Origin of the sequence: Microbacterium timonense, assembly GCF_900292075.1 — a bacterium.
GTDB classification, from domain to species: Bacteria; Actinomycetota; Actinomycetes; order Actinomycetales; family Microbacteriaceae; genus Microbacterium; species Microbacterium timonense.
Genome location: NZ_OLMV01000003.1, coordinates 286,055 through 306,788, shown reverse-complemented (window position 1 = coordinate 306,788; position 20,734 = coordinate 286,055). Strand labels below are relative to the sequence as shown.

At 70.4% G+C, this 20,734-nt stretch carries 17 protein-coding genes; 10 read left to right on the top strand and 7 right to left on the bottom strand.

The annotated features are described in order from the left end of the window. Positions 1-43 precede the first annotated feature (43 nt). On the top strand, positions 44-1,291 hold the full coding sequence (locus tag C9992_RS10665) for an alpha/beta fold hydrolase (RefSeq protein ID WP_106815573.1): 1,248 nt from the start codon (positions 44-46) through the stop codon (positions 1,289-1,291). A gap of 39 nt (positions 1,292-1,330) precedes the next feature. On the opposite strand, the gene C9992_RS10660 is transcribed toward C9992_RS10665, so the two are convergent. Both C9992_RS10660 and C9992_RS10655 read right to left on the bottom strand, forming a co-directional pair. Then, positions 1,331-1,807 (bottom strand): hypothetical protein, encoded by a 477-nt coding sequence (locus C9992_RS10660; RefSeq protein ID WP_106815572.1) that lies wholly within the window; start codon positions 1,805-1,807, stop codon positions 1,331-1,333. After that, on the bottom strand, positions 1,804-2,691 hold the full coding sequence (locus tag C9992_RS10655; RefSeq protein ID WP_106815571.1) for a LysR family transcriptional regulator: 888 nt from the start codon (positions 2,689-2,691) through the stop codon (positions 1,804-1,806). The genes C9992_RS10660 and C9992_RS10655 overlap by 4 nt, the downstream gene beginning before the upstream one ends. A 165-nt stretch (positions 2,692-2,856) precedes the next feature. On the opposite strand from C9992_RS10655, the gene C9992_RS10650 reads away from it, so the two are divergent. Continuing rightward, on the top strand, positions 2,857-3,792 hold the full coding sequence (locus C9992_RS10650) for an aldo/keto reductase (protein WP_106815570.1): 936 nt from the start codon (positions 2,857-2,859) through the stop codon (positions 3,790-3,792). 241 nt (positions 3,793-4,033) lie between these two features. Continuing rightward, complete coding sequence (locus C9992_RS10645; RefSeq protein ID WP_200826290.1) at positions 4,034-8,407, top strand: Ig-like domain-containing protein; 4,374 nt, start codon at positions 4,034-4,036, stop codon at positions 8,405-8,407. Positions 8,408-8,472: 65 nt separating this feature from the next. On the opposite strand, the gene C9992_RS10640 is transcribed toward C9992_RS10645, so the two are convergent. Continuing rightward, positions 8,473-8,652 carry a CsbD family protein gene (locus C9992_RS10640; protein ID WP_106815569.1) on the bottom strand — a complete coding sequence of 60 codons (180 nt, stop codon included), beginning with the start codon at positions 8,650-8,652 and terminating at the stop codon, positions 8,473-8,475. 29 nt (positions 8,653-8,681) lie between these two features. Next, entirely contained in the window at positions 8,682-9,341 is a 660-nt protein-coding gene (locus C9992_RS10635; RefSeq protein ID WP_200826289.1) for a hypothetical protein, read from the bottom strand. Between the two features lie 145 nt (positions 9,342-9,486). On the opposite strand from C9992_RS10635, the gene C9992_RS10630 reads away from it, so the two are divergent. Continuing rightward, entirely contained in the window at positions 9,487-10,281 is a 795-nt protein-coding gene (locus C9992_RS10630; protein WP_106815568.1) for an alpha/beta fold hydrolase, read from the top strand. 12 nt (positions 10,282-10,293) lie between these two features. Here the strand turns inward: C9992_RS10630 and C9992_RS10625 are convergent, their stop codons facing one another. After that, positions 10,294-10,737 (bottom strand): hypothetical protein, encoded by a 444-nt coding sequence (locus C9992_RS10625; protein ID WP_106815903.1) that lies wholly within the window; start codon positions 10,735-10,737, stop codon positions 10,294-10,296. Positions 10,738-10,892: 155 nt separating this feature from the next. On the opposite strand from C9992_RS10625, the gene C9992_RS10620 reads away from it, so the two are divergent. The 3 genes from C9992_RS10620 (at position 10,893) to C9992_RS10610 (ending at position 13,875) form a co-directional block, all read left to right on the top strand. After that, complete coding sequence (locus tag C9992_RS10620; RefSeq protein WP_106815567.1) at positions 10,893-12,275, top strand: pyridoxal phosphate-dependent decarboxylase family protein; 1,383 nt, start codon at positions 10,893-10,895, stop codon at positions 12,273-12,275. A gap of 536 nt (positions 12,276-12,811) precedes the next feature. Further along, positions 12,812-13,531 carry an acyl-CoA synthetase gene (locus C9992_RS10615; protein WP_106815566.1) on the top strand — a complete coding sequence of 240 codons (720 nt, stop codon included), beginning with the start codon at positions 12,812-12,814 and terminating at the stop codon, positions 13,529-13,531. Next, positions 13,528-13,875, top strand: a complete 348-nt coding sequence (locus C9992_RS10610) for an amino acid transporter (RefSeq protein ID WP_235008185.1) — start codon at positions 13,528-13,530, stop codon at positions 13,873-13,875. Before C9992_RS10615 ends, C9992_RS10610 begins: the two co-directional genes overlap by 4 nt. A 143-nt stretch (positions 13,876-14,018) precedes the next feature. On the opposite strand, the gene purB is transcribed toward C9992_RS10610, so the two are convergent. Both purB and C9992_RS10600 read right to left on the bottom strand, forming a co-directional pair. Continuing rightward, a complete protein-coding gene (purB, locus tag C9992_RS10605) occupies positions 14,019-15,422 on the bottom strand; it encodes an adenylosuccinate lyase (RefSeq protein WP_106815565.1) in 1,404 nt (467 codons plus the stop codon). Positions 15,423-15,466: 44 nt separating this feature from the next. Further along, a complete protein-coding gene (locus C9992_RS10600; RefSeq protein ID WP_106815902.1) occupies positions 15,467-15,973 on the bottom strand; it encodes a low molecular weight protein-tyrosine-phosphatase in 507 nt (168 codons plus the stop codon). A 163-nt stretch (positions 15,974-16,136) separates the two neighbouring features. Here C9992_RS10600 and C9992_RS10595 point away from each other — a divergent pair, with 163 nt between their 5' ends. From C9992_RS10595 to C9992_RS10585, 3 genes are all read left to right on the top strand, one after another. Next, the gene (locus tag C9992_RS10595; protein ID WP_106815564.1) at positions 16,137-18,788 is read left to right on the top strand and encodes an ExeM/NucH family extracellular endonuclease; all 2,652 of its coding nucleotides are present in this window, start codon (positions 16,137-16,139) and stop codon (positions 18,786-18,788) included. 145 nt (positions 18,789-18,933) lie between these two features. Continuing rightward, the gene (locus tag C9992_RS10590) at positions 18,934-19,239 is read left to right on the top strand and encodes a hypothetical protein (RefSeq protein WP_106815563.1); all 306 of its coding nucleotides are present in this window, start codon (positions 18,934-18,936) and stop codon (positions 19,237-19,239) included. Next, positions 19,236-20,732 (top strand): hypothetical protein, encoded by a 1,497-nt coding sequence (locus C9992_RS10585; protein WP_106815562.1) that lies wholly within the window; start codon positions 19,236-19,238, stop codon positions 20,730-20,732. Before C9992_RS10590 ends, C9992_RS10585 begins: the two co-directional genes overlap by 4 nt. The last annotated feature ends 2 nt before the right edge of the window (positions 20,733-20,734 follow it).

The following is a 20,734-nucleotide window of genomic DNA, read 5'->3' as shown; positions in this document are numbered from 1 at the left end:
CGGGCCGGATCTTCGCGTCGGAGGCGCCGCATAGGCTCGTCGCATGCCTGTCGAGACGCGCCGCATGCAGGACCTCACGATCGACGATCACATCCTGACCGTCCCCCTCGTCTGGGGCGATCCGGCCGACGGTCGCACCATCGACATCCATGCCGCCGTGGTGACGCGAGACGGCGGCGAGAGCCTGCCGTATCTGGTGTTCCTGCAGGGCGGCCCGGGCCATGAGGCGCCGCGGCCGTTCCATGCGCCCACGGCGCCGTCGTGGCTCGACGCCGCGCTCGAGCACCACCGCGTCGTGCTTCTGGATCAGCGCGGCACCGGGCTGTCCAGCCCGGTCGGCGACACCGACCTCGAGCGCGGCACCGAGGCCGTCGTCGAGCACATCACGCACCTGCGCGCCGACGCCATCGTGCGCGATTGCGAGGCCGTGCGCGAGGAGCTCGGCGCCCGCACGTGGAGCGTGCTGGGCCAGTCCTTCGGCGGGTTCACCACGCTGGCGTACCTGTCGACGGATGCCGCGTCGCTGGACCGGGTCTTCATCACCGGGGGCCTCAGCGCCGTCGGCCGGCACCCCGACGAGGTGTATGCGCTCACCTATGACAAGATGCGCGAGGCATCCGAGCGGTACTACCGCCGCTTCCCCGCGCACCGCGATGCGATGCGGCGCATCGTGGATCTCGCCGAAGCCGGCCGGATCGTGCTGCCGGGTGGCGAGGTGGCGTCGGTTTCGAGAGTGCGCTCCGTCGGCTCGGCGCTCGGCACCAACGACGGGTGGCAGACGCTGTGGAGCCTGCTCGAACGGGATCCACGCAGCAACGCCTTCCGCCACGACCTCGCTGCGGCGATGCCGTTCGACGCGCGCAACCCGCTCTACTACGTCTTCCACGAGTCGAGCTACGCCGACGGCTACACCACGCGCTGGTCGGCCGAACGCACCGAGCCCGACGACTTCCGTGACGACCGGACGCTCTTCACGGGCGAGCACGTGCGCCGCGAGTGGCTCGACACGGTGCCCGGTCTGCAGCCGTGGCGCGACGTCACCCTCGCGCTGGCCGACGTCGAATGGCCCCGGCTCTACGATGCCGCCGCCATCGCGGCATCGGGCGTCCGCGGAGCCGCGGCCGTGTACGTCAACGACGTGTACGTGCCGCTCGAGTTCTCGCTCGAGACGGCGCGGCTCCTGCCCCACGTCACCCCGTGGATCACGAGCGAGCACGAGCACAACGGCCTGCGAGCCGGCGATGTGCTCGCCCGTCTCATCGACATCGCCGACGGTCGCCGCGTGCGCTGACGCAGAGGGAACGGATGCCGCGGCCGGCGGCATCCGTCGTCATAGCGCCCTGAGCAGCCCGGCCAGGGGTGGCGGGACCCGGTCCAGGGGCACGGCGTCGGCCAGCAGCCGGGCGTAGCGGGCCTTGTTGCCGCTGCGGCCGCCGAAGAACCGTGCGAGCTGCGCGTCGGCGGGGCGGTCCCGCTGGAACGGCTGACGCTGCAGGTTGCGGAAGGACTCGAGCTCGCCCTGACGTGCGATCACGGCCTCCACGCCGGACACCCCGAGGGCGCGGACGAACTCGGCCTCGAGGTCGGGATCGCACACGAACAGCGCGTCCACCACCCCTTCGAAGTCGCCGCGTTCACGCGCGTCGACGAGCCCGATCAGCCGCTCGCCCTGGAGGTCGCCGGCGGCGCGCCGCGCTCCCTTGGACCCGCCGACGACGCGGATCTGCGGCATCCGGATCCCCAGCCGCGCCCCCAGCGTCTCGAGTGCGATGCGATCGCTCTCGCCCTCGACCAGCACGACCGTCATGCGGCGTCGGCTTCGGCGCGCTCTTCGGCGTGGATCTCGAGCAGCCGGGGCGCGAGCGAGGCGGTGGGGCTCACCAGTGTCGACACGATCCACTCGGGCGAGCCGGGCGGCACCGGCAGCATCACGAGCCCCCGCGCCTGGGGCTTGAGGGCCACGTGCTGCGGCACGATCGCGACGCCCAGACCCCGCGCGACCAGATCGAGCAGCGTGTGCACGTCATCGACGCTGCAGCGCACGCGCCGTAGGATGCCGTGGCGCGCGAACGCGTCGTCATTGATGGTGCGCAGCGCCCATGCTGGGCGGAAGTCCACGAAGTCGGCATCGCGCAGATCCTTCCAGCGCACCGGCGGACGCTCGGCCAGCGGATGACCGGCGGGCGCCAGCAGCACCAACGGCAGCCGGGCGAGCTCCTCCACCGCGAAGGCCGGCGCCGGATCGGCGCTGGCGACGAAGGCGACGTCGAGGTCGCCCGCGTCGACGAGGTCGACCAGTTGGTGCGAGCCCGCCTGGACGAACTGGATGTCGACGACCGGATGCCGCCGATGGAACCTCTCCAGCAGCAGGTTGACGTCCACCGCGCCCAGGCACTGCTCGGCGCCCACGCGCAGGGCACCCGCCAGCTGATGCGACGCGCGCACCACGGCGTCGCGGGCGGCTGCCGTCTGCGCCAGGATCTCGCGGGCGTGCGGCAGCAGCGCCGTCGCCGCCGGCGTCGGCTCCACCGACCGCGTGGTGCGGTCGAACAGCCGCGCCCCGAGCTCCTGCTCGAGCCGGCGGATCGCCGCGGACAGGCCGGACTGCGACACGCGGCAGCGCTCGGCGGCACGGGTGAAGTGCTTCTCCTCGACGAGCGTGACGAGATACTCCAGCTGACGCTGCTCCATGCGGACCTCCCAAGGGGCGCCGCGCGGGCTGGCGGCATCCATCCATGACCGTTCTCAATCGCAGAATATACAGTTGTTGGACTTCTTTCTCATCGCTGCCTAGCGTGGATCGCGCACACCGGCGGATGCGCGCGTCCGCCCTACGAACCACCCGAGAGCGAACTGATGAAGACCATCGACCTCACCGGCATCGACCGCCCCGCGCCCAACGTGGTGCTCGGCCTCATGCGCATCCAAGACCTCGACGACGACGCGGTCCGCACCCTCATCGGCACCGCACGCGACGCGGGGATCGACTTCTTCGACCATGCCGACGTCTACGGGCGCGATATTCACGGCTGCGAGCGCCGCTTCGCCGAGGCGATGCAGCTGTCACCGTCGGAGCGTGAGCAGATCACGATTCAGACCAAGGCCGGCATCGTCCGCGAAGGGCCGTACTTCGACTTCTCGTACGAGCACATCGTCGAGGCCGTCGAGGGGTCGCTGCGTGCCTTGGAAACCGACTACATCGACATCCTGCTGCTGCACCGCCCCGATGCGCTCGTGGAGCCCGACGAGGTCGCGCGCGCGTTCGACGAGCTCGAGGCGGCGGGCAAGGTGCGCGCATTCGGCGTCTCGAACCACACACCGCGTCAGATCGACCTGCTGAAGAAGTCGGTGCGGCAGCCGATCGTCGCCAACCAGATCCAGCTGTCGATCACCCACGCGCCCTCCGTCGCCCAGGGCGTCGCTGCGAACATGCAGGAGGAGCAGCAGTCGCTCACGCTGGATGGCGGCGGGATCGTGGACTACTGCCGCCTGCACGACATCGCCATCCAGGCGTGGTCCCCCTTCCAGGCGGGTTTCTTCAACGGCGTGTTCCTGGGCTCGCCGGACTACCCCGAGCTCAACGCCGTCATCGACCGGCTCGCTGCGTCGTACGACGTGCCGCCGATCGCGATCGCCGTCGCGTGGATCACCCGGCATCCGGCGCTGATGCAGGTGGTGCTGGGCACGACCACCCCCGAGCGGGTCAGGGGTGCCGCGCAGGGGTCGGATCTGCCCCTGACGCGCGCCGAGTGGTACGAGCTGTTCCGCGCCGCAGGTTACCGCGTGCCCTGACGCGCTGAAGACGCACGAATGCCCCGGGTCCGACGGACCCGGGGCATTTCGTCATTCCGGATGCCTGCTGTCCGCGTGCAGAAGCGCCACCGCACTAATCGACTCTTGATAGACGATTATCGATTAGTGTAACGTCGCGCTCGTTCCGACTTCCGATCCGCCGCCGGCGTGCTCGGGCGGACCACCCCCATGCACGCGACCGCGACGCTGCGGTCTCCGACGAAAGGGCTGGAACCTCGCGATGAAGCGAACCTTGTCAGTGCTGGCGCTTGTGAGCACGCTGGTCGCCGGAACGGCGACTGCCGCCTCCGCCGCACCCGAACCCCGTGCCGCATCCGCCGAACTGTTCGTCGCCCCCGACGGCGACGACACGGCGAGCGGCACCATCGACGACCCGCTGCGCACCCTGGAGGGTGCCCGGGACGCGATCCGGGAGTTGAAGACCGCAGGCGGCCTTCCGGACGGCGGCATGACGGTGTCGCTTCGGGAAGGGACCTACCCGCGCACGAAGGCCTTCGAGTTGGGCGCCGATGACTCGGGCACCGCCGACGCGCCGATCACGTACCGCTCCTACCCCGGCGAGACGGCCACGCTGACCGGTGGAGCCCAGCTCGACTCCGACGCCTTCGAACCCGTCGCCGACGAGGCCGTGCTGAGCCGCATCGTCGACGAGTCGGCGCGCAGCAAGGTGGTCGCGATCGACTTGGAGGCGGCCGGAATCACCGACTACGGGCAGCTCAGCCGGCACGGCTACTGGAAGGCCAACGACGTCAGCACGGTGCCGCCGATGGAGCTGTACATCGGCGGACAGGGCATGACGCTCGCCCGCTGGCCCAACGACGGCGCCACGGTGCAGATGGACGAGATCATCGACGTGGGCCCGACCCGCAAGGACGCCGACCTGCAGGAGCGAGGCGGCACCTTCAGCTACACCTACGACCGGCCGCAGTACTGGACGCAGGCCGACGACGTGTGGCTCGACGGCATCTTCGGCTACAGCTGGGAGTGGTCGTACAACAAGATCGCGGCCATCGACACCGAGGCCAAGACCATCACGCTGCGCTACGGCGAGATGTCGGGGCTCATGAAGACATGGTTCGAGGACTTCCACTTCGCCGAGAACCTGCTGGAAGAGCTCGACGCGCCCGGTGAGTACTACATCGACCGCGGCACCGGCATGCTCTACCTCATGCCCAACCAGGCATTCCGCGGGGGCGCGCCGGCCACGGTCACGATGCTGAAGGAGCCGATGCTGCGCACCGACGGCACATCGCACGTGTCGTTCGAAGAGCTCGTGCTCGAGTACGGCCGGGCCAATGCCGCGGTCATCCTCGGTGGGAGCAACGTCAGCATCGAACGCAGCGACATCCGGAACTTCACCGACGGCGGCGTGCTGATCAACTCACCCGGTCGCTACACCTATGACGGCATCCCGGTGAACCGCGGCGGACGCGACCACGCGGTCGTCGACTCGCACCTTCGGCACATCGGCGGCGTTCCTGTGGTGCTGCAAGGCGGCGACAAGACCACGCTCGAGCCGGGTCGTAATCGCGTGGAGAACTCGCACATCCACGACTTCGCGTACTACCACAAGGCGTACAACCCGGGAGTGATGTTCGACGGCGTCGGCAACATCGCCCGCAACAACGAGATCCACGATGCCCCGCATCCCGGAATCATCGTGCACGGCAACGACCATCTCATCGAGCGCAACGACATCTACGACGTCTGCAAGACGTTCCAGGACCTCGGCGCCATCTACATGAACGCCGGCTCGACTCCGCAGCAGCGCGGGACGGTGATCCGGCAGAACTACTTCCACGACACCGGGATCGGCCGCCTGGGCGTGGAGGGGATCTATCCCGACAACCTGACAATGGGGCTCACCATCGAGCAGAACGTGTTCTACCGGATGGGCAACGACGCCATCAAGAGCGGATCGGGCGACTACATCACGGCCCGCAACAACGTGTTCGTCGACACGCACGTGCCCTACGACAACTACGAGATGTGGATGGGGGACCAGCCGGGCAACACCGTCGACACGTCCTACATGCCGGGCTGGATCGAACTCTTCGAGGCCAACAACGGGTTCGTGGGAACGCCATACGCGCAGAAGTACCCGGAGCTGCTCACGTTCTTCGACGAGAACCACTACTTCCCCGCGCACAACGTCTTCGAGCGCAACGTCACGTGGAATCCCACGATGACGCGCTCGGGGCAGGTGAATGAGCACGGCGCCCGAGACGTGAAGAACCTCATGAACTATGCGGACAACTGGGTGACGGGTGACGATCCGGGCTTCGTCGACTGGCAGGGTGGGGACTTCCGCCTGCGTGCCGATGCGCCCGTGTTCCAGCGCATCCCGGGATTCGCGGCGATTCCGTTCGAGCTCATCGGCCCGCAGGGCAAGGTCGGGACTCCGCAGGCTCCCGACGTCGTCGCGCTGGAGAGCGTCCACCTTCCCGCAGACCAGCTCACGGTCGACCTGGGCAAGACGGCGCGCCTGCGCGCCGAGGTCGTCCCGTGGAACGCATCGAACCCCGCCGTGGAGTACGTCTCGAGCGACCCGTCCATCGCGTCGATCGACGGGGCGGGCCTGCTCACCGCGCTGCTTCCCGGCGAGACGGTCATCACCGTCACCTCGAAGGCCGATCCGGGCATCAGCGACGAGATCGTGGTCGTCGTCGCCGACGGCGACGGGGTGATGCACGCCACCGACTTCGAGTCCGGGGCGAACGGCTGGCCAGTGGACCCCAACCGCGCCATCGTCGAAGACGAGGACGGCGAGCACTGGTACCGGATCAAGGGCGGTGCGAACTCGCAGCTGCCCCGCAGCTTCACCGACTACGTGCTGGACTTCCGGGTACGCACACCATCGGTCGTGCCCGAGGGCGGGATCATGCTGATGTACGACCGCACCGGTTCGAACCCCGGCGGCTACGTGCGCTACCGGCACGCGGAGGCGGGGCCGACGTGGACGATCTACGGCCCGCAGTGGCAGATCCTCAAGGAGGTCAAGATGCCCGCCGGGTCCGGATTCGCCCCGGATTCCGTGTACGACGTGCGGATGGTGGTGAAGGGCTCCGGCATCCAGGTGCAGGTCGACGGTGAGCCGGTCATCGACGGGCCGAACCCTTCGGCGACCGCGTCGGGGAAGGTCGGCTTCTACGTCGAGAAGTTCACCGCACTCGACTTCGACGACGTGACGTTCTCGATCGTCCCCACGGCGGTGACGGCGATCGACGTCTCGCCCGACAGTGCCACGCTCGAACCGGGCGAGCGGCTGACGCTCGACCTGTCGGTCACCCCGAGCGACGCGACGAACCCGCGGGTGGAATGGACGTCCGACGCGCCGGAGATCGCGACGGTCGACGAGACCGGCACGGTCACCGCGCTCGCCGCGGGGCGGGCGACGATCACCGCAACGTCGCTCGCGGATGCCGGGATCACGGCGACCTCCGCCATCGAGGTGCAGGCGGCCGAGCATCCCGTCATCGACCTGGTGAACCCGCTCCTCGATCCGGCCGGCTGGCCGGCCACGGAGGCGGTCGACTTCGACGAGGGCGGCCTCCGCGTCGACGCCGAGGGGGTGTACGGATACAGCGCCGAGACCTTCGGCAGCGGCCTGCTCCGCTTGCGCGCCGCCGTGGACGGATTCGACGGGGGGTGGTACGGCTTCGCCGTCCGCTCCGACCGCGCCGGCGACCCGGCGTGGGTGGGTGGCAACAAGGGCTACCTGGTGGTGATCAAGGAGGACACGATCGAGTTCCAGAGCTGGAAGCCCCAGCAGACCATGCTCGGCGTCATCCCGAACACCGTCATCCGTGCCGGTGAGCAGCACGAGGTGGAGTTCGGAGCGGTCACCGTCGACGGCGGCACGCGTGTCGTGCTGCGGGTCGATGGCGAGCCCGTGTGGAGCCATCTGGATGCGGGCGCGTCCAACCCGATCGCGACCGAGGGCTACCTGAACGTCTACCACTATGTCGAGCAGAACGCGCTGCGGCTGAGCCCCGTCGTCCTGGACGACGGAGCCACCGCCGCTCCCGGAAAGGGGTCGCTCTCGAACACCAGCGGCTGGGAGTACGGTCTGCACGACGGCGACTACGACGTCGTGATGAACCTCTGGTGGGGCACCCCAGGGACGCTGTTCCGGCTCTACGAGAACGGCGCGCTCATCTCCACCAAGGTCCTGAGCGGTGCCGGCGGGATGTCGCAGACGACCGGTGTCTCCTTCACCGGCAAGCCGAACGGCACCTACGTCTACACCGGCGAGCTGGTGAACTCGAAGGGGACGACGGCGACATCGTCGACGACCGTGAAGGTGGTCCACGCCGCCCCCGGCGCGCCGACGGTCTCGCATGACAACCGCGATCGTGATGGAGCGTTCACCGCCACCGCGAACCTGTGGTGGGGCACCAACGCGACTTCCTACCGGTTCGAGCTGGACGGCGTCGTGGTGGGCTCGGGAGAGCTCGTGGCCGCTACGCCCGGTGCCCAGACCGCCTCGGTGCAGCTGGCGGGTGTCGGTGCCGGCGACCACACGCTGGTGGCCGTGTTCGCCAACCCGAACGGTGAGACCTCGTCCAAGCCCGTCACGGTCACGGTGAGGTGACGGCACCGTAGAGCACGCGCGACGATGCCCCGGACCTTCGCGGGTCCGGGGCATCGTGCGGCAGATCAGCGGTCGTCGGTGAATGCGTCCTTGATGTCGTCTCCTGCCTTCTTCACCTTGGCGCTGGCCTGGTCGGCCATCCCCTCGGCCTGAAGGCGCTCGTTGTCGGTCGCGTCCCCGACGCCCTCCTTCACCTTGCCCTTCATCTCTTCCATGTTGTGCTTCATGTCATCGCCGGTGCCCATGGGCATCTCCCTTCATCGGTGGAACGAGGTCATACGCGCGCGTCGCCGAGTCCAACGCGGTCGACGCGACGGTGGTATCGCATGCCGGCCATCCCGCCGAGGATCGCCGCGATGAGGGCGATCACCGCCGCACCGATGGCCGTCAGGATGCCGGTGAGCGTGGCGGTCTCGGCCGTCACGGGGATGCGCGGGAAGATGTCGACGTTCGCGAGGATGTCCCACTGGCTTCCCGCGATGGCGGTGATGACCGCCACCACGATCGCGATCACGATCGCCCACAGCCACACCGCGAAGCCCTGCTTGGCTCCGCTGAAGCGCGCCATCCGGCCGGCGACGTAGCCGCCTGCGAAATACGCCACGAACAGCACGATCCCGATCGCGATGGCGCCGATGATGGTCGCGGCGCCCATGTTCTCGTTCGCCGCCTGGGCGGCGTCGTCGATCGTCTCCGGCGAGGCGAGGCCGGTGGCCGCCCCGATCGCGGCGACCACGGCCGTCAGGGCGACGAGCGCTCCCAGCGCGGTCAGCCATCCGAAGAAGGCGGCGCCGAACTTGAAGCCGCCGAAGCGCTCGTGCTCGCGCTCGACGACCACGTCGCGCAGCGTGGCATTGCGGTCATGCCCCACGTCGGCGTCGGTGCTGCCCGGCGCAGGCGCCCGGTAGGGGTCGCGGGTGTCTCCGGTGCTCATAGTCCGACGCTAGGCGGACGCCCCGGCGGGGTTCAGCCCGTTGCCATTCCGCCGCGAACGGCGTAGCCTCCGCCGCCTGTCCGCTGCGCGGCCGGCGTAGTGGCGCCGTGTCCGAGGCCCTCGGACCGGGGAGCAGAATGGCGGTATGGATGCCATCGCCCCGACCCTGCGCACCGAGATGCCCGCGCCGAGCTACATCATGTCGGCGGAGGGATATCAGATCGCGACCTACTCGTGGGGGGATCCGGATGCCGAGCCCGTGCTGTGCGTGCATGGCTTCGCGTCCAGCTGCCGTGACAACTGGGTCGAGACGGGATGGGTCCGCGCTCTCACTGCCGCGGGCTATCGCGTCATCGGCGTCGACCAGCGGGGGCACGGTGCGAGCGACAAGCCGTACGACCCGCTCGCCTACTCGATGGGCGCCTTCGTGAGTGACCTGATCGCGGTGCTCGACACGTACCTGGTCGATGATGTGCGCTACCTCGGCTACTCGCTGGGCGCACGGGTCGGGTGGCAGCTCGCCGTGGATGCCCCCGAGCACGTCGGACGGGCCGTGCTCGGCGGCATCCCGGACGGACGCCCGCTCGGGCGTCTGCGGATCGAACAGGCACGCGCGTACGTCGACAGCGGCACGCCGGTGGCGGACCCCGTCACACAGAACTACGTGCGCCTGGCCGAGCGCGTGCGCGACAACGACCTGCGGGCGCTCATCGGGCTCGCCGAGGGCATGCGGTTCGGCGATGCCGACCCTGACCCCGAGCATCCGCCGATGCAGCCCGTGCTCTTCGCGACCGGCTCCGAGGACGCCATCCTGGAGCGCTCCCGCCGGCTGGCCGCGACCGTCCCGAACGGTCGGTTCGTCGAGATCCCCGGCCGCCACCACTTCAATGCACCGGGATCGCGCGCCTTCCGGGAGCAGGCGCTGGACTTCCTCCGCTGAACTCGACCGTGGTCAGGAGATCGCCGTCGCGACGAGCGCTCGGAACTTCTTCTCCACGTCGGCCGTCCACGCGAGCACCGCGAAGCTCACCGGCCAGACGTCACCGTCGTCCAGGTGCGCGGGCTCGTCGAAGTTGATGGTCGCATAGCGGGTCTTGAACTTGCTCGCCGGCTGGAAGAACGTCACGACCTTCCCCTGCGCGTTCGCGTAAGCCGGAAAGCCGTAGAACGTCTTCGGCACGAGGTCGGGAGCGACTTCGAGCACCAGCTTGTGGTAGGTCTCGGCGAGCTCCTTGTCGAGGCCGTCGAGCTTGTCGATCGCCTCCTGCACCTGCTTCAGTCCCGCCTCGCGGTTCTTGCCCGCCTTCGCCTGCTCGCGCAGCTCCTTGGTGCGCTGCTTGACGGCGTCACGCTCTTCCTTGGACAGTCCGGCGGCGGTGGTCGTCTTGTCGGCCATGGTGTTCTCCTTCACGCTCGGGGACGCCGTTGCGTCCATGTCCCTCACGCTACGAGGCGCGCGCGGCGGGCGCTTCTCCATTCCTGCGCGATTGCACCGGTGGTCTAGCGTGTTCTCCAGCCCGACCGCCCGAGCGGCCTCGATGAGGAGCAGCCATGTCCGCGACATCCCCCGAGCAGATGCATGCCATCTCGGCCGACACGCGTCACACCGTCGAGGATGTGCTCGAGTATGCGCGGCGCCGTGCACTGTACGAGAACGTCCCCCTGGACAAGCCGATGAGCCCGCGCGACCTGGAACGCCTGGCGTCGGCCTCGATCACCGCTGAGGGCATCGGGGCGCGCCGCGCGATCGCCCTGTTCGAGAACGTGCTGGCCCCCGCGTGCGTGTCGACGGACCACCCGGGCTATCTGTCCTTCATCCCCTCGGCCCCGAGCAAGGCGTCGCTCGCGTTCGACGTCGTCGTGTCGGCATCCGCCATCTACGGCGGTTCGTGGATGGAGGGTGCGGGTGCCGTCTACGCCGAGAACGAGGTGCTGCATTGGCTGGCGCGCGAGTTCGGGCTGGCGCCGGGCGCCGGCGGCGTGTTCGTGCAGGGCGGCACGGTCGGCAATCTCTCGGCGTTGGTCACGGCGAGGGATGCCGCCCGCCGGCGTGCAATCCACGACGGGCGCCCTGCGCCCGCCCGCTGGGTCGTGGTGTGCAGCGCGGAGGCCCACTCGTCGATCGCGTCGGCCGCGGCCGTCATGGACGTCGATGTGGTCACCGCGCCGGTCGACCACGCGGGGCGCCTGCGCGGTGACGCGGTCGCCCGTGTGCTCGATGAGCACGGCGACGCGGTGTTCGCGGTGGTGGCGACCGCGGGCACCACCAACTTCGGGATCGTGGACGACATCGCCGGCGTCGGGGCGGTCGCCCGCGAGCGCGGCGTGTGGTTCCACGTCGACGGGGCGTACGGGCTCGCGGCGATGCTGGTCGAGCGCATGCGCCCGCTCTTCGTGGGCGTGGAGCTGGCGGACTCGGTGATCGTCGATCCGCACAAGTGGCTGTTCGCCCCGTTCGATGCGTGCGCGCTCATCTATCGCGAGCCCGAGCTCGCCCTCCCGGCGCACACCCAGAAGGCCGAGTACCTCGACACGCTCACCGGCAAGCCGGACTGGAACCCCTCCGACCTTGCGGTGCAGCTCACCCGCCGTGCGCGAGGTCTGCCGCTGTGGTTCTCGCTGGCGACGCACGGGACCCAGCAGTACCGCGACACCATCGAGTACGGCATCGATCTCGCCCGTCGCATCGCCGACGAGATCGCCGGGCGGGACGGCCTCTCGCTGGTGCGCGACCCGCAGCTGTCGGTCGTCGTGTTCCGTCGTGACGGCTGGCGTCTGGCCGACTACGAGGCCTGGTCGGCGAAGCTCCTGGACGAGCAGCAGGCGTTCGTCGTGCCCAGCTCCCACGCCGGCGAGCCGGTGCTGCGCTTGGCCATCATCTCCCCGCTGACGACCTTCGAGCTCCTGACCGGCATCCTCGACACCCTGGCGTGACTCCCGTCCCCGCTGCGGTGTGGGGAGGGGTGGGCTGCGGGTCCGGGTGGGTGCGGGTGTTGCGCGGTGCTCGGGCCGCGGCATCCGTGAGACTTCACTGGAGCGCCGAGACTGCGGTTGCGGGGTGCGGCATCCGTGAGACTTCACTGGAGCGCCGAGACTGCGGTTGCGGGTTGGAGTTTCGGCGCCCGGATGGAGTTTCGCGGTCCGGGGCGTGTCGGGCGGAACCACCGGGATGCCGGCTGCCGCGGGTGGTGCGCGGGCGGGTGCGGGTGTAGCGGGGTGCTCGGGCCGCGGCATCCGTGAGACTTCACTGGAGCGCCGAGACTGCGGTTGGGGGTTGGAGTTTCGGCGCCCGGATGGAGTTTCGCGGTCCGGGGCCGAGCGGGAGGGCACGTGGCCGGGGCACGGGCGGAGGGGCACGCGGCCGGGGCAGAGGCGCGGGCGACGAGGGCCACGGACGCCGCGACCGGGGACCACGTAGACTGGACGTATCCGTTCTCGCCGTGAGAACCCGCCCGCCACGCAGGATCACCGTGACCTCAGCCGATTCCCGCACGTTCGACGTGCGTCACCTGCAGCTCGCGCGCGCCGTGTTCGCTGCGATCGCGGCCCTCATGATCACGTTCTCGCCGGACCACTCGGCGGCCGTGGGGGGCGCCGTGTTCAGCGGCTTCGCGATCGCGACCGGGCTGGTGCTGCTGCTCGCGGTGTGGCTGGTGTACCCACGTGGGCGCCGGTGGCCCGCCGCCGCGGTCGGTGGCGTCACCGTCGTCGCGGGCATGGCGGCCGGGCTCTATCCGCTGCGGACCGTCGCGGGCTTCTTCGTCATCGTGATCGCGTGGGCCGTCGTGTCGGGGGTGCTGGAGCTGATCGCCGGCTGGCGCGGCCGCACGGCCGGCACTGCTCGCCGCGACATCGTCCCCGGCGTGCCCGACGCCCGCCCGCAGGCGCCCGCCTGGCCGGGCAGCGAGGCCCGCGACGCGATCGTCGTCGGTGCGCTCGGCATCCTGCTCGGCATCGCGCTGCTCTTCGTGCAGCCCGCGTACGCCCTGGATTACACGATCGAAGAGGCGCACCAGACGTTCACCCTCACCGGCATCACGATCGGAGTTGGACTGTTCGGCGGCTATGCCGCGATCGCGGCGGTGTACCTGGGCATCGCCGCCTTCTCTCCCCGCGCGACAGAGCCCGCCGGCGCCGGGCCGGACGCATCCGTGCCGGCCGAACCGAACCCGCAGAAGGACTCCGCGTGAGCCACGAAAGCCCCACCCGCCGCGACCTCCTCAAGCCCCTGCAGCTGCTCGGGCTGGCGTTCGCGGCCGCCGTGTTCGCCGGCGTCGTCACGCTGGTCTCGATGGGCTTCTTCCAGCAGCGGTTCGAGGGTCAGGCGCAGACGGCGCTCGTCACCGGCCTGGTGACCGCCGGCGTCACCTTCATCGCAGTGCTGCTCATCCTGTCGCTGCTGCTGCTGGCCGTCGACCCGGCACAGGTGACGAAGCAGATCGACAAGCCGGTGCTGTACGACGAATCCGCCACAAGCGGCACCGACGACGGGACGGATGCCGCGGCATCCGGCGACCCGACGCCCAAGGGCTGACGCGCCCCCACCCCCAAAGCCCGAAGCGCCCCGAACCCGGCAGCGTCCTGGGACCCGACGCAAGGGCTGACGCGCCCTGGCCCCAGCGCCCCCACCCCAAGCCCGAAGCGCCCGGCGCGGTCGACGCCCCGCTTCTACCCGGCTCAGGCCTCGGGAACCTGCACCGTCAGGTACTGGTCGACGAGTGCCGACGCGAGCCCGGCGTACGCCGCCGGGGTCAGGGCCAGCAGGCGCTCCTTGGCCTCGTCGCCGATGTCGAGGCCGCGGACGAACTCCGCCAGCTCGGCGGCACCCACCCGGCGCCCGCGGGTGAGGTCCTTCAGCAGGGCGTAGGGGTCGCTGATCTGCGAGCGCCCCGCCGCGATCTCGGCGCGCACCACGGTCTGGATCGCCTCGGCCAGCACCTCCCAGTTCGCGTCGAGGTCGGCCGCCAGCACGTCCTCGGCCAGCGAGATCTCGCCGAGGCCGCGCTCGAGGTTGTCCAAGGCCAGCAGCGAGTGGCCGAACGCGACCCCGATGTTGCGCTGCGTCGTCGAGTCGGTGAGGTCGCGCTGCAGGCGGCTGGTCACGAGCGTCGAGGCGAGCGTCGCGAAGAGCCCCCCGGCGATCTCGAGGTTGGCTTCGGCGTTCTCGAAGCGGATCGGGTTGATCTTGTGCGGCATCGTCGACGAGCCGGTGGCGCCGGCGACGGGGATCTGCGTGAAGTAGCCGATCGAGATGTACGTCCAGATGTCGGTGGCGAGGTTGTGGAGGATGCCGCCCACATGTCGCGCGCGGTCGTACAGCTCGACCTGCCAGTCGTGCGACTCGATCTGTGTGGTGACCGGGTTGAAGTCGAGGCCGAGCGACTCGATGAACTCGAGTGAGATCTGCGGCCAATCCGCGTCGGGATCGGCGGCCAGGTGCGCCGACCACGTGCCTGTGGCGCCGGAGAACTTCGCGGCGAACTCGCCGCCCGCGACCTGGGCGGCCACCCGCTCCAGCCGCCACACGAAGACGCCCAGCTCCTTGCCCATCGTCGACGGCGTGGCCGGCTGACCGTGCGTGCGCGAGAGCATCGCGACGTCGCGATGCTCGAGGGCCAGGGCCCTCAGCGCTGCGATGACGCGCTCGAGCTTCGGCAGCCAGACGTTCGTCACGGCGCGCTTGACCGTCAGGGCGTACGCGGTGGAGTTGATGTCCTCGCTCGTGCAGGCGAAGTGCGTGAGCTCTGCGATGGCGTCGAGCCCGAGGGTGGAGAGGCGGTCGCGCACCAGGTACTCGACGGCCTTCACGTCGTGGCGGGTCACCGCCTCCTTCTGGGCGAGCCAGTCGATCTCGGCCTGCCCGAAGCCGAGGTAGAGCGCGCGCAGGCGCTGCTTGTCGGCATCCGACAGCGGCGACGTGCCGAAGAGGGAGCGATCGGTGAGGGCGATCAGCCACTCCACCTCGACCTCGACACGGGCGCGGTTCAGACCGGCCTCGGACAGGTACTCGCCGAGCTCGCCGACCGCGGGACGATACCGTCCGTCGAGAGGGCTCAGGGGCTGAGGGGGCAGAGAGGTCACGGTGGCTCCCGTCGGTCACGTCGAAGACGACCGTCGATCCGGCGTCAGTGCACCGGGCGTATGGCGGGTTCGAGTTGCCGGAAGAGCGCCCGGCTCGCGCTCTCGATCATACCGAGCACCTCGTCGAACATTCCGGGGCCGGCATAGTACGGGTCGGGCACATCGAGGGTCTGGGCCGCGGGGTCGAACGACAGCAGCAGCGCGATCTTGTCGGCATCCGCCTCGCTGCGCGCCCACCCGTGAAGGATCCGCTCGTGGCTGCGGTCCAGGGCGACGACCAGGTCGCTGCGGGCGAAGTCTGCATGCGTGAACTGGCGCGCCCGGTGCCGGGTGCCGTCGTACCCGGCGCGCTGGAGCGCCTCGATGGTGCGCTGGTCGGCGCGCTCGCCCACGTGCCAATCGCCTGTGCCGGCGCTCGTCGAGCCGACCCGGGCGCCCAGGCCCGAGGCATCCGCGAGCTCGCGGAACACGACCTCGGCCATCGGGGACCGGCAGATGTTGCCCGTGCATACGAACACGACGCGAAAGGGCGCCACGTCGCTCGCGGTCATGATCTCCATTCTGGCCGAGCCGACACCAACGTTAAGGAACTCTCCTCCGGAGGTCTTCCGGCGGCGGATGCCGCTCCCCTAGCTTGGCTCTGACGGGAGGCGACCGGCCACCCGTCTTCCCCTGCGCGGTCCACCGACTCGCGCGCTGTCCCGTGGAGGTCTCGTGTTCCATCCGCCCCGCAGACTCACCGCCGCGCTCGCGGCCCTCACCCTGGCCGCGGCCGGCGCCGTGGCGTTCGCCGCTCCGGCCGCCGCGGCATCCGGCGACCTGCTCATCAGCGAGTACGTCGAGGGCTCGTCGAACAACAAGGCGATCGAGATCTACAACCCCTCGACCGCCCCCGTGGACCTGGCCACCGCGGGGTATGCGCTGCAGCAGTACTCCAACGGCAGCGCGTCGGCGGGTCTGACCATCCCTCTCACCGGCTCCGTCGCGCCGGACGACGTCTACGTGCTCGCGCACGGCGCGGCCGACGCGGCCGTGCTCGCCGTCGCCGACCAGGTCACCGCGACGAACACGGGCCTGTTCAACGGCGACGACGCCGTGACCCTGGTGCGAAACGGCGTCATCGTCGACGTCGTCGGCCAGATCGGCCTCGACCCGGGCACCGAGTGGGGCACGGGGCTCACCTCGACGGCAGACAACACGCTGCGCCGCGCCGCCGACACGTGCGTCGGCGACGCGAACGGCGCTGACGCCTTCGACCCGGCCGCCGGCTGGATCGGATTCGCCACCAACACGTTCGACGGGCTCGGCTCGCACGACGCGGACTGCGCGCTCGAGCCTCCGACCGACCCGGGCAACGGACCGGTCGCCGACTGCACGGCCGACGCCGTGACGATCGGGTCGGTGCAGGGCGCGGGCAGCGCATCGCCCGTCGCCGGCGCGAATGTCATGGTGCGAGGCGTGGTCGTCGGCGACTTCCAGGTCGGCGGCTACGACGGCTACTACGTGCAGGATGCCGGCGACGGCGACTCCGCCACCTCCGACGGCGTGTTCGTCTACGCGCCCGGCGGGGCGGCCGTGAGCTCCGGCGACGTCGTGAGCGTCGCCGGTGCGGTCAAGGAGCAGTTCGGCCTCACCGAAATCGTGGCGGCCGACGTCGAGGTGTGCGCCACCGGCCAGGCCCTGCCCGCGCCCACCGCGCTGACCCTGCCCGCCACGACGGCCCAGCGCGAAGCGCTCGAGGGGATGTACGTGACCCTGCCGCAGAACCTCGCGATCGGCGAGACGTTCGAGTACGGCAGGTTCGGCACGATCACCCTGACCAACGGCCGCTTGGACACGCCGACCGCGGTGGTCGAGCCCGGCGCCGAGGCGACCGCGCTGGCGGCAGCGAACCTCGACAACAGCATCACGCTGGACGACGGCCGCGGCACGCAGAACCCCGACCCGGCGATCCACCCCGATGGCGAGGTCTTCACGCTCGAGCATTCGTTCCGCAGCGGTGACCTGGTGCAGAATGCCACCGGAGTCCTCGACTACCGGTTCGACGTGTGGGGCATCCAGCCGACCGAGGACGCCGACTTCACCGTCGCCAATCCGCGCCCCGAGGTTCCGGACGTCGGCGGAGACGTGAAGATCGCGAGCTTCAACGTGCTGAACTACTTCACCTCGATCGATCCGACCCCGACGAACTCGGGCGACGACGACTACTACCGCGGCGCCGACACCGCCGAGGAGTTCCAGCGTCAGCAGGCCAAGATCGTCGCGGCGCTCGCCGAGATCGACGCCGACGTGTTCGGCCTCCTCGAGATCGAGAACAACGGCACGGCGGTGCAGGCGCTCGCCGACGCGCTCAACGCGCGCGTGGGAGCGGGCACCTACGTTCCGGTGGTGACCGGTGTCATCGGCACCGACGCGATCACCACCGCGATGATCTACAAGCCCGCGACGGTCAGCCCGGTCGGCGGGCACCTGCTCATGACGAGCGCGGTCGACCCCGCCTGGTCGGACGAGCGCAACCGCCCCGGGCTCACGCAGCGGTTCGCCTCGACCGAGACGGGCGAGGAGTTCGTCGTCTCGGTGAATCACCTGAAGTCGAAGGGCTCGGCGTGTCCCGAGAGTCCCGACCTCGGCGACGGCCAGGGCAACTGCAGCGCCGTCCGCACCGCTGCGGCGACCGCGCTGGCCACCTGGCTGAACACGACGGTGGCGCCCGACGGCCGGGCGATCGTGATCGGCGACCTGAACTCGTACGACCACGAGGACTCGATCGACGCCTTCGTCGCGGGCGGCTTCACCGACCTCGAGAAGCAGTTCGGCGGCGAGCACGCGTACTCGTACGTGTTCGACGGACAGGTCGGCTACCTCGACTACGCCCTCGCACAGCCGGCGCTCACCGCCGACGTGTCGGGCGCGTCGGCGTGGCACATCAACGCCGACGAGCCGAGCCTCATCGACTACGACATGTCGTTCAAGCAGCCGGCGCAGGACGCGCTCTTCGCATCGGACCCCTATCGCTCCAGCGACCACGACCCTGTGATCGTGGGACTGAACCTGACGCCCCCCGACACCACCGCGCCGACGATCGAGGTGACGGCAGACCCCGAGACGGTGTGGCCGCCGAACAACAAGATGCGCACCATCGAGTTCGGCATCGACGCCGCCGACGACCGCGGCGACGTCACGGTCGCGTTCGCCGGCGTCACCGTCGTCGGGTCCTCGAAGGCCGACTGGGAGCAGGTGGACGACGACACGTTCCGGGTGCGCGCCGTGAAGGGCGCGGTCTACCGCTTCACGTGGACGGCGACGGATGCCGCAGGCAACACCGCCACCGCTTCGGCCGAGGTGGTCGTCGACAAGGAGCGCTGACCGCCGCAGCCGGCAGCCGCAGGGCACGGAGGGGTGCCGTCCGACGGGACGGCGCCCCTCCTCCACATCGGGGGCACGCCATCAGCTGCCCACAGAACGGGGCGACTGCCCGCTCCCCGAAGCGCTCCGGCGGGACGATCGTTGCGTGACACCCGCACCCCTCGCCGCCGGATCCCCCGCCGATCAGCTCGCCATCGTGGTGGGCGAGCTCGGTCGCCTCATCGGCCACCTGGAGGATGCCGCGGTCGTAGCCCGCGGCCTGTCCGACGCGACCGGCTGGCAGGCCACAGCGGCGACGGCCTTCCACGAGCGCGCGACGCGGTGGGCGGGCGACGTCTCGGGACTCGGATGCCTGGCGCAGACGGCGCGAGCCGACGCCGACCTCGCCTGGGGTCGCGCCCTCATGACCGAGCCGCTGACCGGGCTGCCCTTCCTCGGGGCCGGGCGATGAGCGGTGAGGGGGCAGGGGACCCGCTCGACCCGCAGCAGCCCTCCGCCTCCCGGCGCGTGGATCCCGACACGGGATGGGTGGGCCTGTTCGGGGAGATGTGGCCCCGAGTGGACCACGGGCTGCAGATCCGCGGCGGCGGGGCCGTCGCGGTGGACACCGTGACGCTTCGCGAGACCGCCGACCGCTTCGTCACGGCGGAGGCGGATCTCGAGGCCATCGCCCTGCGGCTGGGAGCTCTGCAGAACATGCTGCTGGTGATGTTCCACGACGCGCGGGACGCGGTGGCGTCGGCAAGCATCCTCGGCACGCGACTGCGCGAGGTGCGGGCCGAGGCCCTGGCGATCGCTGGTGCGCTGCGCGGAGCCGCCGACGCGTACGAGCTCGTGGACCTGCGGGCAGAGCAGCACGCGGCCGCGCTGGCGGGAGACACGGGCCGGGCCGCGCGCCTGGAGGCGCGCACCGAGCGGCTGGCGGCGGCCCACCCTGACGCCTGGCAGCAGGCACTGATCGCGGAGTTCGATCGCACCGTGCTGTGGCCGTCAGAGCTGGTGCGGCAATCGACGCAATGGGGTGTCAGCGTCGGTGAGACCATCAGCGGCCCCGGCGCGGTGGTCACGGGCGCCGCGACGGGCTTGGTCACCCTCGGCGCCGCCGCCGGGGTGGGCCTGGCGGGCACGGGCCGGCTCTCCCGCGACGCGCGGCTGACGGGCACGGCGGGGCCGGTCTCGCTGCGGCCGGTCGCACCGGTCGCCCCGACCGCGCCGGCTGCCTCGAGCCCGTCGGCACCCGCGGTTCCGGCGGGAGGCGCCGCCTCGGTGGCGCCGCAGGGTCTCGCCGCCGTCACCCAGCGGATGCCGGGGGCCGGCGACTCCCGCGTGCGGGTCGAGCGGTACGCCATGCCTGACGGATCCCACCAGTACGCGGTCTACGTGGCGGGAATGCAGTCGTTCGCGCTCGGAGGCGACGACCCGTGGGACAACGAGTCGAACCTCCAGCTGTACTCCGGGCAGACCTCGGACTCATACGCGGCCACCGAGGCCGCGCTGGCGGCGGCCGGCGCCCAGCCCGGCGATGTCGTGCACGCCTTCGGGCATTCTCAGGGCGCGATGATCGCCGCCCACCTGGCTTTGGAGGGCGAGTACGACGTCCAGACGCTGGTGTCGCTCGGTTCGCCCGTCGAGGCCGACGTCGGCGCCGACACGTTCAGCGTCACGCTGCGGCACACCGACGACCCGGTGGCGGCACTCGCCGGCGGTGGCCACGGCCAGGGCGTGGGCGCCCCGGGTAGCTTCGTCGCCGAGCGCGTCGCCGACCCCGATCCCGGGCTGGACGACGTCCAGGTGCCGGCTCACCGGATGACGGCCTACGCCGAGACCGCGGTGCTCGTGGATGCCTCCGCCGACCCCCGTGTCGATCAGCTGCGCGCGGTCTTCGACGGTCTCGCCGCCGCTGACGACGTGGTGGTCACCGAGTACGCGGCGACCCGGGGGTAGAG